Origin of the sequence: Pseudomonas sp. RW10S2, assembly GCF_014268985.1 — a bacterium.
Lineage (GTDB): Bacteria > Pseudomonadota > Gammaproteobacteria > Pseudomonadales > Pseudomonadaceae > Aquipseudomonas > Aquipseudomonas wayambapalatensis.
Genome location: NZ_JABWRO010000046.1, coordinates 22454 through 37509, shown reverse-complemented (window position 1 = coordinate 37509; position 15056 = coordinate 22454). Strand labels below are relative to the sequence as shown.

Below are 15056 nucleotides of genomic sequence, written 5' to 3'. Positions count from 1 at the left end.
GTAGGAGCGGGCTTGCCCGCGAAAAGGCCAACACCGAACTCACAGAACAGACACGCCTGAAGGATTTACCCCATGAACCACGACGTCATCATCACCTGTGCCCTGACCGGAGCCGGCGACACCGTTGCCAAGAGCCACCTGGTCCCGGTCACCCCCAAGCAGATCGCCGAAGCCGCCGTCGAGGCCGCCAAGGCCGGCGCCACCGTGGTCCACTGCCACGTCCGTGACCCGCAGACCGGCCGCTTCAGCCGCGACGTCGCGCTGTACCGCGAAGTGATGGAACGCATCCGCGAATCCGACGTGGACGTGATCGTCAACCTGACCGCCGGCATGGGTGGCGACCTCGAGATCGGCCCGGGCGAGGCACCGATGGACTTCGGCGCCGGCACCGACCTGATCGGCCCGCTGGAGCGTCTGGCCCACGTCGAGGCACTGCTGCCCGAGATCTGCACCCTGGACTGCGGCACCCTCAACTTTGGCGACGGCAACTCGATCTATGTCTCCACCCCGGCGCAACTGCGCGCTGGCGCCAAACGCATCACCGAGCTGGGCGTGAAGGCGGAGCTGGAGATCTTCGACACCGGCCACCTGTGGTTCGCCAAGCAGATGATCAAGGAAGGCCTGCTCGACGATCCGCTGTTCCAGCTGTGCCTGGGCATCCCATGGGGGGCGCCGGCCGACACCACCACCATGAAAGCCATGGTCGACAACCTGCCGGCCAACGTCACCTGGGCAGGCTTCGGTATCGGCCGCATGCAGATGCCGATGGCCGCACAGGCGGTGCTGCTCGGCGGCAACGTACGCGTGGGCCTGGAAGACAACCTCTACCTCGACCGTGGCGTGCTGGCCAGCAACGGTCAACTGGTCGAACGCGCGGTGGAGATCATCTCGCGCCTCGGTGGCCGCGTGCTGACCCCGGCCGAAGGCCGCGAAAAAATGAATCTCAAGCGTCGCTGATCGCACTGCCCCCTGTAGGAGCGGGCTTGCCCGCGAAGAATGCGACGCGGTGAATGGCACCGGCTTCGCCGGTGTTCGCGCGCAAGCCCGCTCCTACAGGGCCCGCGCCAACCTCAAGTACATAGAGAGACTGATATGCCTTTCATCACCCACATCAAGACCTTCGCCACACTCGGTAGCGGCGTCATCGGCAGCGGTTGGGTCGCTCGCGCCCTGGCCCACGGCCTGGACGTGATCGCCTGGGACCCGGCGCCCGGCGCCGAACAGGCCCTGCGCAAACGCATCGCCAACGCCTGGCCAGCCCTGGAAAAACAAGGCCTGGCACCCGGCGCCGCACAAGCGCGGCTGAAGTTCGTCGCCACCATCGAAGAGTGCGTGCGCGACGCCGATTTCATCCAGGAAAGCGCCCCCGAGCGCCTGGACCTCAAGCTCGACCTGCACGCCAAGATCAGCGCCGCGGCCAAGCCCGATGCGATCATCGGCTCCAGCACCTCGGGCCTGCTGCCCAGCGAATTCTACGAGTCGGCCACCCACCCCGAGCGCTGCGTGGTCGGCCACCCATTCAACCCGGTGTACCTGCTGCCGCTGGTGGAGATCGTCGGCGGCAAGCACACCGCGCCTGAAGCCATCGAAGCCGCAAAGACCATCTACACCGCGCTGGGCATGCGCCCGCTGCATGTGCGCAAGGAGGTCCCGGGCTTCATCGCCGACCGCCTGCTCGAAGCGCTGTGGCGCGAGGCCCTGCACCTGGTCAACGACGGGGTTGCCAGCACGGGCGAGATCGACGATGCGATTCGCTTTGGCGCGGGTCTGCGCTGGTCGTTCATGGGCACCTTCCTCACCTACACCCTGGCCGGTGGCGATGCCGGTATGCGTCACTTCATGTCGCAGTTCGGCCCGGCGCTGAAGCTGCCCTGGACCTACCTGCCAGCACCAGAGCTGACCGACAAGCTGATCGACGACGTGGTCGACGGCACCTCCGAGCAACTGGGCGAACGCAGCATCGCGGCGCTGGAGCGCTATCGTGACGATACCCTGCTGGCGGTGCTGGACGCTGTGAAGAACAGCAAGGCCAAGCACGGCATGGCCTTTGGCGACTGAGGAGACTGCGATGCCCGCCCTGATCACCTACCGCACCCCGGTTCAACAGGACTGGGTCGATTACAACGGGCACCTGCGCGATGCCTTCTACCTGCTGATCTTCAGCTATGCCACCGATGCGCTGATGGAGCGCATCGGCCTGGACGCCGACAGCCGTGGCCAGAGCGGCAACTCGCTATTCACCCTGGAGGCGCACATCAACTACCTGCACGAGGTGAAGCTCGGCACCGAGGTCTGGGTGCAGACGCAGATCATCGGCTTCGACAAGAAGCGCCTGCACCTGTACCACACGCTGCACCGTGCAGGCTTCGACGAAGCCCTGTCGGCCAGCGAGCAGATGCTGCTGCACGTGGACCTGGCAGGGCCGAAGTCGGCGCCATTCAGCGAGCGCAGTGCCGCGTTGCTGCAAGGGCTGGTGGATGAGCAGCAAGACCAGGCGCCCGCCGAGTTCGTGGGCCGGGTGATCGGTTTGCCCGCACGATCCTGAGCCCGCCCAGGTCCTTGTAGAGCGGGCTGGTCCCGCGAACACGGGCGTAGCCCGTGCCAGGCAGCGCGGTGTCTTTTTCGCGGGCAAGCCCGCTCCCACAGAATGAAGTGCCCCCCCGAAAAAAACCCCGGAAGCCGTGAGCGTCCGGGGCTGAGAGCGAGCAACATCCACTGTGCGTGAAGTGAGGGTGACCAAACCCTCGGTGCCGTGAATGACTCCAGTGTGCTCACTTCCCTTCTGCCTGATTTAGCCGGGAACGACCTGTTCTTAGCCAAAGCGGCCATCGCGACGGTCTACCCTTGCGAGGTTGTCGTACTGGTCACAGAATCAGTCGTAAATCACGGCACCAGACAAGGACTACAACCATGATGCATGCGGATTTGATCGACCAGGACGACCTGCTGGGCCACCTGCGCGCACGCGGCTTCGACATTCCGGCCGGGGCCAGCGCCGAGCAGGCCTGCGAGGTGGTGGTGCGCGGGCTGACCGAGCCCAATGCCCGGGCGTTGAAGGGAATGGTGGAGCAGATGTACACCGGCAGCGCGACCATCCTCCCGGCGGTACGTCAGGCGATCGACAAGCAGCTGTTGCCGGCGTTGGCGCAGTTCAGTCAGCGCGCCTGATTCTGAATCTTCACTGAATTCTTCGCGGGCAAGCCCGCTCCTACAAGGCCGATACAGGTCCTGTGGGAGCGGGCTTGCCCGCGAAGAATTCAGCGCTGCCTCAAAGCCTCACACTGGCAAAGGTCGACTCGTTGCGCGCCTGGCTCAGGGCCGCCATCGGCCCGCTGTGCGGTGACAGCGCCATGGCCTGCGGAATCGGCATCATCGCCACCTGCTGCGCGGTATTGGAGCCCACACGCTCGTCACGCGGCGGAATACCGAAGTACTCGCGGTAGCACTTGGAGAAGTGCGGCGTCGACACGAACCCGCACACCGACGCCACCTCGATGATCGACATCGGCGTCTGCTTGAGCAGCTGCCGCGCCCGGATCAGCCGCAGCTTGAGGTAGTAGCGCGACGGCGAGCAGTGCAGGTACTTCTGGAACAGGCGCTCGAGCTGGCGCCGCGACACGTTGACGTACACCGCCAACTCGTCCAGGTCGATCGGCTCTTCGAGGTTGGCCTCCATCAGCGCGACGATTTCCTGCAGCTTCGGCTGGTTGGTGCCGAGCATGTGCTTGAGCGGCACGCGCTGGTGGTCCTGCTCGTTGCGGATGCGCTCGTAGACGAACATCTCGGAGATGGCTGCCGACAGCTCACGACCATGATCGCGGCTGATCAGGTGCAGCATCATGTCCAGGGGCGCAGTGCCACCGGAGCTGGTGAAGCGGTTGCGGTCGAGGGTAAACAGGCGGGTGCTCATGTTGACCCGCGGGAAGGCTTCCTGCATCGCCGCCAGGCACTCCCAGTGCACGCTGCAGTCGAAGCCGTCGAGCAGGCCGGCACAGGCCAATGCCCAGCTGCCAGTGCACACCGCACCAAGCCTGCGCGACTGACGCGCCTGGGCCTGCAGCCAGGTGACATGTTCACGGGTCACGGTGCGCTGGATGCCAACGCCACCGCAGACGATCACAGTGTCCACCGGCGGTGCGCTGTGCATCGCCGCGTCCGGGGTGATCTGCAGGCCATCGCTGGCCCAGACCTGGCCGCCATCGACGGTCAGCGTATGCCAGCGGTACAGCTCGCGCCCCGACAGCTGGTTGGCCATGCGCAGCGGCTCGACCGCCGAGGCGAGCGAAATCAGGGTGAAGTTGTCCAGCAGGAGAAAGCCGATGGACTGGGGTGCTGTGCGGTTCTGGGTTGGGTTCCCGGAGGTGTACGACGTCATCGCGGTTTCTCCTCACACAATGCAGGGTGTGCCTCAGGCGGGCACCGTTTCTTGTAATGGCCCTGATTCGTATGCAGGGGCTTTGCCAATCTCAACGCAATCGCCGTGCCTGAAATTGAACGGCTATCCAAAAAAACCCAAAAACGACGTTGCCGCGCGAGTTGTAGGGCTTTTCCGAGAGCGCTGGACGATCATCGCAAACAGGCGTGCCAGCGCCTCTGCGTGTAACGGCTGAGCAGTTCGGTAGCACTTGTGGGAAGGCTGCCCAGAAGCGACATTCATAAGTGTCACCGACAATGACACCACTGGTAGCGACAGCCGACAGCCGGTCGGAACCGGCTGCTGCACAATAATGCGGCACAACCGCCGCAGGAGGGCCAGATCAGCGCATCAGCATTCGATGACGCTGACTGCCAACCCGCCGCGAGAAGTTTCCTTGTACTTGTCGTGCATGTCGGCGCCGGTGTCGCGCATGGTGCGGATCACCTGGTCGAGGGAGATGAAGTGCTCGCCGTCACCACGCAGGGCCATCTGTACGGCGTTGATCGCCTTCACCGCAGCGATGGCGTTACGTTCGATGCAAGGCACCTGGACCAGGCCTCCGACCGGATCGCAGGTCAGCCCGAGGTTGTGCTCCAGGGCGATTTCTGCAGCGTTTTCCAATTGTGCCGGCGTGGCCCCCAGCACTTCGGCCAGACCCGCTGCAGCCATGGCGCAGGCCGAGCCGACCTCGCCCTGGCAGCCCACCTCGGCGCCGGAGATGGAAGCGTTCTTCTTGCACAGGATGCCTACCGCCGCTGCACCGAGGAAGAACTCCACCACATTGGACTCGTCCACCGCGTCGGAGAAGCGCATGTAGTAGTGCAACACCGCCGGGATGATGCCGGCCGCGCCGTTGGTGGGTGCGGTGACCATGCGCCCACCGGCGGCGTTTTCTTCGTTGACCGCAAGGGCGAACAGGTTCACCCACTCCATGGCACTCATGGTCGAGCCGATCACGTTGGGCTTGCCGATCTCCTGCAGGCTGCGGTGCAGCTTGGCTGCGCGGCGCCGCACATTGAGCCCGCCGGGCAAGATGCCTTCGTGCTTGAGGCCGTTGTTCACGCACTCCTGCATGGCGCCCCAGAGCTTGAGCAGACCGGCGCGAATCTCGGCTTCGCTGCGCCAGACCTTCTCGTTCTCCATCATCAATTGCGACACGCGCATGTCGTTTTGCTTGCACAGGCGCAGCAATTCGGCGGCGCTGTTGAAATCGTAGGGCAGCACCGTCTGGTCGGCGTCCAGTACGCCGCTCGCGGCCTGCGCGGCATCGACCACGAAGCCGCCACCCACCGAGTAGTAAGTGTCGCGATGCAGCTCGCCCTCGGCACCTTCGGCCACCAGGGTCATGGCATTGGGGTGGTAGGGCAGGTTCTCGTCGAGCAGCAGCATGTCGCGGGCCCAGATGAATTCGATGGGCAGGCGGCTGTCGAGCTGCAATATGCCGGTTTCGCGCAGGTCGGCGATGCGTGGGGTGATCTGCGTCGGGTCGATTGCGTCGGGCCATTCGCCCATCAGCCCCATGATCGTGGCGTTGTCGGTGCCGTGACCGATGCCGGTGGCCGACAACGAGCCGTACAAACGCACCTCGATACGCCGAACCCGCTCCAGCTCGCCGCGCTCGCGCAGGCCCTGGACGAATAGCGCTGCGGCGCGCATGGGGCCGACGGTGTGCGAGCTGGAAGGCCCGACGCCGATCTTGAACAGGTCGAACACGCTGATGGCCATTGTCGAATCACCTCTTGATGGGCTTGTCTCTGCGCGCCATGTGGCGGCGCAGCCAGCTGCTAGGCTGATAGCGGCGAGTTGCCGCGAATGCACGCATCATCGGGCTTTTACCCCACCCCTCGCCGTCTGCAACCGACGTACTTTTGTCCGGCAGCGCCCTGTTGCGACAGCCATCATTTCGCCGCTTTCAGGCGAACCGGTGACGCAAAGACACGGGCCGAGGTGTGGAAAAATCCGTAAGCGACATTGCCCGTACTGGATGCGACCTGTCCTGCACTGGTTACGACTCCACCAGTAGGCGATTGCCGAACGCTGGGGGATTATCGAAAGCGACTCGTATTGCACGGCCACGCAACCTGCCCTCTGCAGGCCAGATCGATCGACGCCCCAGAATGCGACGACGATTACGCGAACCCGAAGAAAAAATCACAGGAGTCCACCCATGAAAGGTTCACCCTCGCTGTTGTTGGTTGCGTTGCTCGCAGCACCTGTGTTCGCCCAAGCGGCCGAACCCGAACAGTGTCAAACGGTTCGCTTCTCCGATGTCGGCTGGACCGACATCACCGTGACCACGGCAACCACCAGCGTTGTCCTCGAAGCGCTGGGCTACAAGACCCACACCACCATGATCTCGGTGCCGGTGACCTACAAGTCGCTGGCCACCGGCAAGGACCTCGACGTTTTCCTCGGCAACTGGATGCCGACCATGGAAAACGACATCAAGCAGTACCGCGACGCTGGCACCGTCGAGACGGTCCGCGCCAACCTGGAAAACGCCAAGTACACCCTGGCAGTGCCCCAGGCGCTGTATGACAAGGGTCTGAAGGATTTCAGCGACATTCCCAAGTTCAAGAAGGAACTGGACGGCAAGATCTACGGCATCGAACCGGGCAACGATGGCAACCGCACCATCCAGAGCATGATCGACAAGAACGCCTTCGGCCTGAAGGACGCCGGCTTCAAGATCGTGCAGTCGAGCGAGGCCGGCATGCTGTCGCAGGTCGATCGGGCCCAGAAGCGCGGCGAGGCCATAGTGTTCCTGGGCTGGGAACCGCACCCGATGAACACCCGCTTCAAGATGCAGTACCTGACCGGGGGTGATGAGTTCTTCGGTCCAGAATTCGGCAAGGCCACCGTACTGACCAACACCCGCAAGGGTTATGCGCAGGAATGCAGCAACGTCGGCCAGCTGCTGAAGAACCTGGTGTTCGAGCTCAAGGATGAAAGCACCATGATGGGCTATGTCCTGGACGACAAGATGAAGCCCGAGGCGGCCGCCAAGAAGTGGCTCAAGGACAACCCCGGCAAGCTGGAGACCTGGCTGGCCGGCGTCACCACCGTGGATGGCAAACCAGGCCTGGAGGCAGCCAAGGCCAAGTTGACGCAGTAGCTGTCGGCTCTGGATGAAAAGTCTTGAGACGAAGGTCAGGCAAGGCGAAAACAGCCGAGGAAGCGGAGTTTACGGGTTGTAAATGAGCATTCCGAGGCTGTTTTCAACGCAGCATCACCGAGTATCAAGGCTTTTCATCCAGAGCCTAGGCACTACCTCGGGGTGGGACCGTGCTCACCCCGGACTGATTTCAATCATTGCAGGTGGAAGCTCGCTATCATGCTTATCGATCAAAAAATACCTCTGGGGCAGTACATCGCCTCATTTGTCGAATGGTTGACCCAGAACGGCGCCAACTACTTCGACGCTATCGCCCAAGGCCTGGAGTTCATGATCCATGGCGTCACCAGTGCCCTGACCTGGTTCAACCCCTTCGTTCTCGTCGCCCTGTTCGCCGCCCTCGCGCACCTGATCCAGCGCAAGTGGGCGCTGACCGTCTTCGTCGCCCTGTCGTTCCTGTTGATCCTCAACCTCGGCTACTGGCAGGAAACCATGGAAACCCTGGCGCAAGTGAGCTTCGCCACGGTGGTCTGCGTGGCCATCGGTGTGCCGCTGGGCATCATTGCCGCGCACAAGCCGATGTTCTATACCGCTATGCGTCCGGTGCTCGACCTGATGCAGACCGTCCCCACCTTCGTCTACCTGATCCCGACCCTCACCCTGTTCGGGCTGGGCGTGGTTCCGGGGCTGATCTCCACCGTAGTGTTCGCCATCGCGGCCCCTATCCGCCTCACCTACCTGGGCATCTGTGATGTGCCCCAGGAGCTGATGGACGCCGGCAAGGCCTTCGGCTGCTCGCGTCGCCAACTGCTGACGCGCATCGAACTGCCGCACGCCATGCCGAGCATCGCCGCAGGCGTTACCCAATGCATCATGCTGTCGCTGTCGATGGTGGTGATCGCCGCCCTGGTCGGCGCCGATGGCCTGGGCAAACCGGTGGTCAACGCCCTCAATACCGCCGACATTTCGCTCGGCTTCGAAGCGGGCCTTGCGATCGTGTTGCTGGCGATCATGCTCGACCGTATCTGCAAACAACCGGAACTGCCGGCAAGGAGTGAAGCATGAGCATCATTCGCTTCGAAGATGTCGACGTCATCTTCTCCAGCAAGCCGCGCGAAGCGCTGTCGCTGCTCGACCAGGGCAAGACCCGCGAGCAGATCCTCAAGCAGACCGGCCTGGTGGTCGGCGTCGAAAAGGCCAACCTGGACATCGAGAAAGGCGAGATCTGCGTGCTGATGGGCCTGTCGGGCTCGGGCAAGTCGAGCCTGCTGCGCTGCATCAACGGCCTGAACACCGTCAGCCGCGGCAAGCTGTTCGTCGAGCACGAAGGCAAGCATATCGACATCGCTCACTGCTCCCCGGCAGAGCTGAAGATGATGCGCACCAAGCGCATCGCCATGGTGTTCCAGAAGTTCGCCCTGATGCCATGGCTGACCGTGCGCGAGAACATCAGCTTCGGCCTGGAAATGCAGGGTCGCCCCGAGAAGGAGCGGCGCAAGCTGGTGGACGAGAAGCTCGAGCTGGTGGGCCTGACCCAGTGGCGCAACAAGAAGCCGGACGAGCTGTCCGGTGGCATGCAGCAACGCGTGGGCCTGGCCCGGGCGCTGGCGATGGACGCCGACATCCTGCTGATGGACGAACCCTTCTCCGCGCTGGACCCCCTGATCCGCCAGGGCCTGCAGGACGAACTGCTGGAGCTGCAGCGCAAGCTGAGCAAGACCATCGTCTTCGTCAGCCACGACCTGGACGAGGCCCTGAAGCTGGGTAGCCGCATTGCGATCATGAAGGATGGCCGGATCATCCAGTACAGCAAGCCGGAAGAGATCGTGCTGAACCCGGCCGACGAATACGTGCGCACCTTCGTCGCCCACACCAACCCGCTCAACGTCCTGTGCGGCCGCAGCCTGATGCGCAGCCTGGACAACTGCAAGCGGATCAACGGATCGGTGTGCCTGGACCCGGGTGGCGACTCGTGGCTGGACCTGGGCGAAGGCGGCTCGATCAAGCGCGCGCGTCAGGGGCAGAATGGGCTGGACCTGCAGAACTGGGTGCCGGGGCAGGATGTGGAAAGCCTGGGCCGTCTGCCAACGCTGGTGCACGCCGACATCGGCATGCGCGAGGCGCTGCAGATTCGTTATCAGACCGGCAACAAGCTGGTGCTGCAGGAGAACGACAAGGTGGTCGGGATTCTGGGCGACAGCGAGCTGTATCACGCGTTGCTGGGCAAGAATCACGGCTGAAACCATCGCGGGGCAAGCCCGCTCCTACAAAATACTACGCGGCCTTTGTAGGAGCGGGCTTGCCCCGCGATTGGGCCGCATAGCGGCCCCCTTCACTGATTCAGCGCACCACGATCCCGCGCGACGCCATGTAGGCCTTCGCCTCTGGCACCGTGTACTCACCGAAGTGGAAGATGCTCGCCGCCAGTACCGCACTGGCATGCCCTTCCAGAATCCCGTCGGCCAGGTGCTGCAGGTTGCCCACGCCACCGGAGGCAATCACCGGAATCCCCAGCGCGTCGCTGATGGCACGGGTCACGCCCAGGTCGAAGCCATTCTTCATACCGTCCTGGTCCATGCTGGTCAGCAGGATCTCGCCGGCGCCCAAACCTTCCATCTTCTTCGCCCACTCCACCGCATCCAGGCCGGTAGGCTTGCGCCCGCCATGGGTGAAGATTTCCCAGCGCGGCGTTTCGCCTGGGCCGGAGACTTTCTTGGCGTCGATGGCCACGACGATGCACTGCGAACCGAAGCGGTCGGCAGCTTCACCGACGAACTCCGGGTTGAACACCGCGGCGGTGTTGATCGAGACCTTGTCGGCACCAGCGTTGAGCAGGTTGCGGATATCCTGCACGGTACGCACGCCCCCCCCGACGGTCAGCGGGATGAACACCTGGCTGGCCATGCGCTCGACGGTATGCAGGGTGGTATCACGGCCATCGACACTGGCGGTGATGTCCAGGAAGGTGATCTCGTCGGCGCCCTGCTCGTTGTAGCGACGGGCGATTTCCACCGGATCACCCGCATCACGGATGTTCTCGAACTTGACGCCCTTGACCACCCGGCCGTTGTCCACGTCCAGGCAAGGGATGATGCGCTTGGCCAGTGCCATGGTTCAGTCCTCAGCCTTGGTAGTTGTCGCAGAAGGCCTGGGCCTCGGCGACATCGAGGGTGCCTTCGTAGATGGCACGCCCGGTAATGGCGCCGATGATGCCCGGGGCCTTGGCGTCCAGCAGGGCCTTGATGTCACCCAGGTTGTGAATGCCGCCCGAGGCGATCACCGGGATCGAGGTGGCTTCGGCCAGGGCCTTGGTGAAGGGCACGTTGCAGCCCTGCATCATGCCGTCCTTGGCGATGTCGGTGTAGACGATCGCCGAGACGCCGTCGGCCTCGAAACGCTTGGCCAGGTCGATGACCTGCACCGAGCTCACTTCGGCCCAGCCGTCGGTGGCGACGAAGCCGTCCTTCGCGTCCAGGCCGACGATGACCTTGCCCGGGAACGCCTTGCAGGCCTCGGCGACGAACTCAGGCTGCTTGACCGCCTTGGTGCCGATGATCACGTAGCTGACACCAGCCTTGACATAGTGCTCGATGGTTTCCAGCGAACGGATGCCGCCGCCGATCTGGATCGGCAGGTTCGGGTAGCGCTTGGCGATGGCGGTGACCACTTCGCCGTTGACCGGCTGGCCCTCGAAGGCGCCATTGAGGTCGACCAGGTGTAGGCGGCGGCAGCCACCCTCCACCCACTTGGCAGCCATGCTCACCGGGTCGTCGGAGAATACCGTCGAGTCTTCCATGCGGCCCTGGCGCAGGCGCACGCAGGCACCGTCCTTCAGATCGATAGCGGGGATAATCAGCATCTTGGAAACCTGTTCTAATCGGTGGAGTTCAGGGCTTCTCGAGCGCCCACAGGTCGCTTTCGATGCTCTCGAACCGCTCCTTGAGGTGCAGTTGAACATCGGCAATCGCCCTGTTGTAGTAATGGGGTGCAATTTCCTTGCTGAACAACTCGAGGACCTCGGCCACCTCGAACGAACCGAGCGTCAGCTCGAAGCGCTCTTCAAGGAAGCGCTTGAGCACATCGAGCGCCTCGCGCTCCTGCTCGGGGGCCAGGGTGATGACCGGGGCCTTGGTCTTCGACCTGCTCATTTACCAGCGCCCGTCCCAGGCGACGAAGTTCTGCAGCAGCTGCAGGCCGTGCGTGTGGCTCTTTTCCGGGTGGAACTGCACGGCGAAGCGCGAGCCGTCGGCCAGCGCAGCGGCGAAGTCGACGCCATAGTGGCCGCGACCGACCACCTGGCCCGGCTTGCCGGCATTGATGTAGTAGCTGTGCACGAAATAGAAACGCGCGCGGTCCGGGATGTCGTGCCACAGCGGGTGGTCGATGCACTGGCTGACTTCGTTCCAGCCCATGTGCGGCACCTTCAGGTGCTCGCCGTCTTCCTCCAGGCCTTTGCCGAAGAAGCGCACCTGGCCGGGGAACAGGCCGATGCAGTCGACGCCTTCGTTCTCCTCGCTGTGCTCGAGCAGCGCCTGCATGCCGACGCAGATGCCGAGGAAGGGGCGGTCCTGGCTGACTTCACGCACCAGGCTGTCGAAGCCCAGGCGACGGATCTCGGCCATGCAGTCGCGGATCGCGCCGACGCCTGGAAACACCACGCGATCGGCTTCGCGGATCACCGCAGCGTCGCTGGTGACCAGCACCTTGCCAGCGCCCACATGCTCGAGGGCCTTGGCCACCGAGTGCAGGTTGCCCATGCCATAGTCGATGACGGCGACAGTCTGCATCACAGGCATCCCTTGGTCGACGGCATCTGGCCGGCCATGCGCTCATCGAGCGTCACGGCCATGCGCAGGGCGCGGCCGAAGGCCTTGAACACGGTTTCGATCTGGTGGTGGGTGTTGTGACCGCGAATCGTGTCGATGTGCAGGGTCACCAGGGCGTGGTTGACGAAGCCCTGGAAGAACTCCTGGAACAGATCGACGTCGAAACCGCCCACCGAGGCGCGGGTGAACGGCACATGCATCTGCAGGCCGGGACGGCCGGAGAAGTCGATGACCACGCGCGACAGCGCTTCGTCCAGCGGCACGTAGGCGTGGCCGTAGCGGAAGATGCCCTTCTTGTCGCCGATGGCCTTGGCGAAGGCCTGGCCGAGGGTGATACCGACGTCTTCGACGGTATGGTGATCGTCGATATGCAGGTCGCCCTTGCATTCGATGTCCAGATCGATCAGCCCGTGCCGGGCGATCTGGTCGAGCATGTGTTCAAGGAAAGGCACACCGATATCGAATCGGGCCTTGCCGGTGCCATCCAGGTTGATCGAGGCCTTGACCTGGGTTTCCAGGGTATTGCGCTCGACGGAAGCCTTACGTTCGACCATCACCAGCTCCGCAAAATCATTGGGCGAAAAGGGCTCCATTATAGGCCCAGAATGCGCCGGCTTGAAACGCGGATGACGTGTGGCAGCACAAAGCATTCGCGGGCAAGCTCGCTCCCACAGGGTCCTTTTGCCCTTGTGGGAGCGAGCTTGCCCGCGAAAGGGCCCTTTCAGGCCCGGCAAATCAGTGCATCAGTGGAACAGCACTGCCGTCTTCTGCAGAGTGATCCACACGCCCCAGGCCAGCGGAATCACCACCACGGCCCAGGCCAGCAGCACCAGCGGCAGGCTGCCCGGAGCGGCATGCCACTCCAGCGCCTGCGCGCCATCGGCGCCCTTGTCGTGGCTCAGCGCGCGCTCGGCAGCGAGCTCGGCGTCGGTCATGAAGTACTTGTCGGCCACCGGGCGCACCAGCAGGTTGCAGATGAAGCCCAGCACCAGCAGGCCGGCGAGGATGTACAGGGTCATGTCGTAGGCTGCCGCGCGCGGCACACCTGCCGCCAGCTGCGATTCGCGCAGGTAGGTGATCAACACCGGGCCCAGCACGCCGGCCGCAGCCCAGGCGGTCAGCAGGCGACCGTGGATGGCGCCGACCATCTGCGTGCCGAACAGGTCGGCCAGGTAGGCTGGAACGGTGGCGAAACCGCCGCCGTACATCGACAGGATGATACAGAACGCCGCCACGAACAGCGCCACGTTGCCGATATGGCCCATGTTCGGCACCAGGGTGTAGAGGCCCACACCGATGGCGAAGAAGGCGAAGTAGGTGTTCTTGCGCCCGATATAGTCGGAGAACGACGCCCAGAAGAAACGCCCGCCGATGTTGAACAGGCTGAGCAGGCCGGTGAAGCCGGCAGCGATGGCAGCGATCTGCGCCAGTTGCGCGGCGTTCAGCTCGCTGAAGCTCAGGTCGTTGCCCAGCAGCTTGCCGCCGAACACTTCCTGCAGCAGCGGCGAGGCCATGCCGAGGATGCCGATACCGGCCGAGACGTTCAGGCACAGGACCAGCCAGACCAGCGCAAACTGCGGGGTCTTCCAGGCTACGCTGACGTGCACGTGGCGGTCGGTGACCATGGCGTTGGCCTTCTTCGCCGGCGGCGTCCAGCCTTCAGGCTTCCAGCCGGTCGGCGGCACGCGGTAAGCCAGGGCGCCAGCGGTCATGAACACGAAGTAGATGGCCGCCATGGCGACGAAGCTCTGCCATACGCCGACTTCCTGGCCGTTGGCGAAGTGCCCCATCAGCGCAGTGGCCAGCGGTGCACCGACCATGGCGCCGCCGCCGAAGCCCATGATCGCCATGCCAGTGGCCATGCCGCGCTTGTCCGGGAACCACTTGATCAGCGTGGAGACCGGCGAGATATAGCCCAGCCCCAGGCCGATGCCGCCGATCACACCCGAACCCAGCCACATCAGCCACAGCTGATGGGTCTTCACCCCGATTGCCGAGATCAGCAGGCCACCGCACCAGCACAGCGCCGATACCAGGCCGGCCTTGCGCGGGCCGGCGTGTTCCAGCCAGCCACCCAGCACGGCGGCCGAACAGCCGAGGAAGACGAAGAACAGGGTGTAGATCCAGCTGAGCATCGAGATCTGCCAGTCGCAGTCGGCGCTGAACAGGCGGGCGATGAAGCCCATGTCAGGCGAGCAAGCGACCGGTGCGGTGATGCCGATGGCCTGGGACAGGGGCAGCCAGAACACCGAGAAGCCATAGGCCATGCCGATGCACAGGTGAATGGCCAGGGCGGCCGGTGGAACCAACCAGCGATTGAACCCCGGCCGGGCGATGATGCGCTCCTTGGACAGGAAGCCCGGCGCGCTCGCCGCTGCTCCTGCCGTAATGCTGCTATTCATGGATTCGATCCTTTTATAGGTAGACTGCGCTTTCGGACCGGATCCTTGGCTTTTTCGCGGCACACAAGGCGAAATTGGCACCGTTTTCGGCGTCGTTGCCCCGCGACAATAGGTCGCGGTCACTCCGGAAGCTGCGCAAGGTTACCAGCATAAGATGACGGTGAGATCAATCTGACATCGTTATTTTTCATAAACCTGAACCGGTACAGGTCGGATGCGCAACCGTTTGCGATCTGCAGCGACCTTTTCGTAGGCTTCCATGGGAGCGGGCTTGCCCGCGAATGAGGCCAAAGCAG

15 protein-coding genes are annotated in these 15056 nt (G+C 63.7%); 7 read left to right on the top strand and 8 right to left on the bottom strand.

Annotated elements, in window-relative coordinates:
* Positions 1-72 precede the first annotated feature (72 nt).
* From HU729_RS12380 to HU729_RS12365, 4 genes are all read left to right on the top strand, one after another.
* Positions 73-957, top strand: coding sequence for a 3-keto-5-aminohexanoate cleavage protein (locus HU729_RS12380; protein ID WP_186667460.1), 885 nt, complete (start codon positions 73-75; stop codon positions 955-957).
* A gap of 135 nt (positions 958-1092) precedes the next feature.
* Positions 1093-2058 carry an L-carnitine dehydrogenase gene (locus HU729_RS12375; protein ID WP_186710238.1) on the top strand — a complete coding sequence of 322 codons (966 nt, stop codon included), beginning with the start codon at positions 1093-1095 and terminating at the stop codon, positions 2056-2058.
* Between the two features lie 10 nt (positions 2059-2068).
* Positions 2069-2545, top strand: a complete 477-nt coding sequence (locus HU729_RS12370) for a thioesterase family protein (RefSeq protein ID WP_186710236.1) — start codon at positions 2069-2071, stop codon at positions 2543-2545.
* A gap of 365 nt (positions 2546-2910) precedes the next feature.
* Entirely contained in the window at positions 2911-3168 is a 258-nt protein-coding gene (locus HU729_RS12365) for a hypothetical protein (RefSeq protein ID WP_054891717.1), read from the top strand.
* A 100-nt stretch (positions 3169-3268) separates the two neighbouring features.
* On the opposite strand, the gene HU729_RS12360 is transcribed toward HU729_RS12365, so the two are convergent.
* Together HU729_RS12360 and HU729_RS12355 are read right to left on the bottom strand one after the other, a co-directional pair.
* Positions 3269-4375, bottom strand: a complete 1107-nt coding sequence (locus tag HU729_RS12360; protein WP_054891716.1) for a GlxA family transcriptional regulator — start codon at positions 4373-4375, stop codon at positions 3269-3271.
* Positions 4376-4765: 390 nt separating this feature from the next.
* Positions 4766-6142: an L-serine ammonia-lyase gene (locus HU729_RS12355; RefSeq protein ID WP_186667457.1), complete on the bottom strand. Its 1377-nt coding sequence runs from the start codon at positions 6140-6142 to the stop codon at positions 4766-4768.
* Positions 6143-6584: 442 nt separating this feature from the next.
* On the opposite strand from HU729_RS12355, the gene HU729_RS12350 reads away from it, so the two are divergent.
* The 3 genes from HU729_RS12350 (at position 6585) to choV (ending at position 9772) form a co-directional block, all read left to right on the top strand.
* The gene (locus tag HU729_RS12350; RefSeq protein WP_151925524.1) at positions 6585-7532 is read left to right on the top strand and encodes a choline ABC transporter substrate-binding protein; all 948 of its coding nucleotides are present in this window, start codon (positions 6585-6587) and stop codon (positions 7530-7532) included.
* A gap of 216 nt (positions 7533-7748) precedes the next feature.
* On the top strand, positions 7749-8597 hold the full coding sequence (gene choW / locus HU729_RS12345) for a choline ABC transporter permease subunit (protein ID WP_186667578.1): 849 nt from the start codon (positions 7749-7751) through the stop codon (positions 8595-8597).
* On the top strand, positions 8594-9772 hold the full coding sequence (gene choV, locus HU729_RS12340) for a choline ABC transporter ATP-binding protein (RefSeq protein WP_186667456.1): 1179 nt from the start codon (positions 8594-8596) through the stop codon (positions 9770-9772). The genes choW and choV overlap by 4 nt, the downstream gene beginning before the upstream one ends.
* Positions 9773-9872: 100 nt before the next feature.
* Here choV and hisF read toward each other — a convergent pair whose 3' ends face one another.
* From hisF to HU729_RS12310, 6 genes are all read right to left on the bottom strand, one after another.
* A complete protein-coding gene (gene hisF, locus HU729_RS12335) occupies positions 9873-10643 on the bottom strand; it encodes an imidazole glycerol phosphate synthase subunit HisF (protein WP_008091498.1) in 771 nt (256 codons plus the stop codon).
* A 10-nt stretch (positions 10644-10653) separates the two neighbouring features.
* A complete protein-coding gene (gene hisA, locus HU729_RS12330; protein WP_023382794.1) occupies positions 10654-11391 on the bottom strand; it encodes a 1-(5-phosphoribosyl)-5-[(5-phosphoribosylamino)methylideneamino]imidazole-4-carboxamide isomerase in 738 nt (245 codons plus the stop codon).
* Positions 11392-11419: 28 nt separating this feature from the next.
* Entirely contained in the window at positions 11420-11680 is a 261-nt protein-coding gene (locus HU729_RS12325; RefSeq protein ID WP_186667454.1) for a DUF2164 domain-containing protein, read from the bottom strand.
* The gene (gene hisH / locus HU729_RS12320; RefSeq protein WP_054891709.1) at positions 11681-12319 is read right to left on the bottom strand and encodes an imidazole glycerol phosphate synthase subunit HisH; all 639 of its coding nucleotides are present in this window, start codon (positions 12317-12319) and stop codon (positions 11681-11683) included.
* The gene (gene hisB / locus HU729_RS12315) at positions 12319-12912 is read right to left on the bottom strand and encodes an imidazoleglycerol-phosphate dehydratase HisB (protein WP_054891708.1); all 594 of its coding nucleotides are present in this window, start codon (positions 12910-12912) and stop codon (positions 12319-12321) included. Before hisB ends, hisH begins: the two co-directional genes overlap by 1 nt.
* A gap of 189 nt (positions 12913-13101) precedes the next feature.
* Entirely contained in the window at positions 13102-14760 is a 1659-nt protein-coding gene (locus HU729_RS12310; RefSeq protein WP_186667453.1) for an OFA family MFS transporter, read from the bottom strand.
* Between the last annotated feature and the right edge of the window lie 296 nt (positions 14761-15056).

Bases quoted from the DNA above. Each gene is read 5' to 3' on its own strand.
- HU729_RS12380 (WP_186667460.1), top strand. From the start codon at position 73: ATGAACCACGACGTCATCATCACCTGTGCCCTGACCGGAGCCGGCGAC.
- HU729_RS12375 (WP_186710238.1), top strand. From the start codon at position 1,093: ATGCCTTTCATCACCCACATCAAGACCTTCGCCACACTCGGTAGCGGC.
- HU729_RS12370 (WP_186710236.1), top strand. From the start codon at position 2,069: ATGCCCGCCCTGATCACCTACCGCACCCCGGTTCAACAGGACTGGGTC.
- HU729_RS12365 (WP_054891717.1), top strand. From the start codon at position 2,911: ATGATGCATGCGGATTTGATCGACCAGGACGACCTGCTGGGCCACCTG.
- HU729_RS12360 (WP_054891716.1), bottom strand. From the start codon at position 4,375: ATGACGTCGTACACCTCCGGGAACCCAACCCAGAACCGCACAGCACCC.
- HU729_RS12355 (WP_186667457.1), bottom strand. From the start codon at position 6,142: ATGGCCATCAGCGTGTTCGACCTGTTCAAGATCGGCGTCGGGCCTTCC.
- HU729_RS12350 (WP_151925524.1), top strand. From the start codon at position 6,585: ATGAAAGGTTCACCCTCGCTGTTGTTGGTTGCGTTGCTCGCAGCACCT.
- choV (WP_186667456.1), top strand. From the start codon at position 8,594: ATGAGCATCATTCGCTTCGAAGATGTCGACGTCATCTTCTCCAGCAAG.
- hisF (WP_008091498.1), bottom strand. From the start codon at position 10,643: ATGGCACTGGCCAAGCGCATCATCCCTTGCCTGGACGTGGACAACGGC.
- hisA (WP_023382794.1), bottom strand. From the start codon at position 11,391: ATGCTGATTATCCCCGCTATCGATCTGAAGGACGGTGCCTGCGTGCGC.
- HU729_RS12325 (WP_186667454.1), bottom strand. From the start codon at position 11,680: ATGAGCAGGTCGAAGACCAAGGCCCCGGTCATCACCCTGGCCCCCGAG.
- hisH (WP_054891709.1), bottom strand. From the start codon at position 12,319: ATGCAGACTGTCGCCGTCATCGACTATGGCATGGGCAACCTGCACTCG.
- hisB (WP_054891708.1), bottom strand. From the start codon at position 12,912: ATGGTCGAACGTAAGGCTTCCGTCGAGCGCAATACCCTGGAAACCCAG.
- HU729_RS12310 (WP_186667453.1), bottom strand. From the start codon at position 14,760: ATGAATAGCAGCATTACGGCAGGAGCAGCGGCGAGCGCGCCGGGCTTC.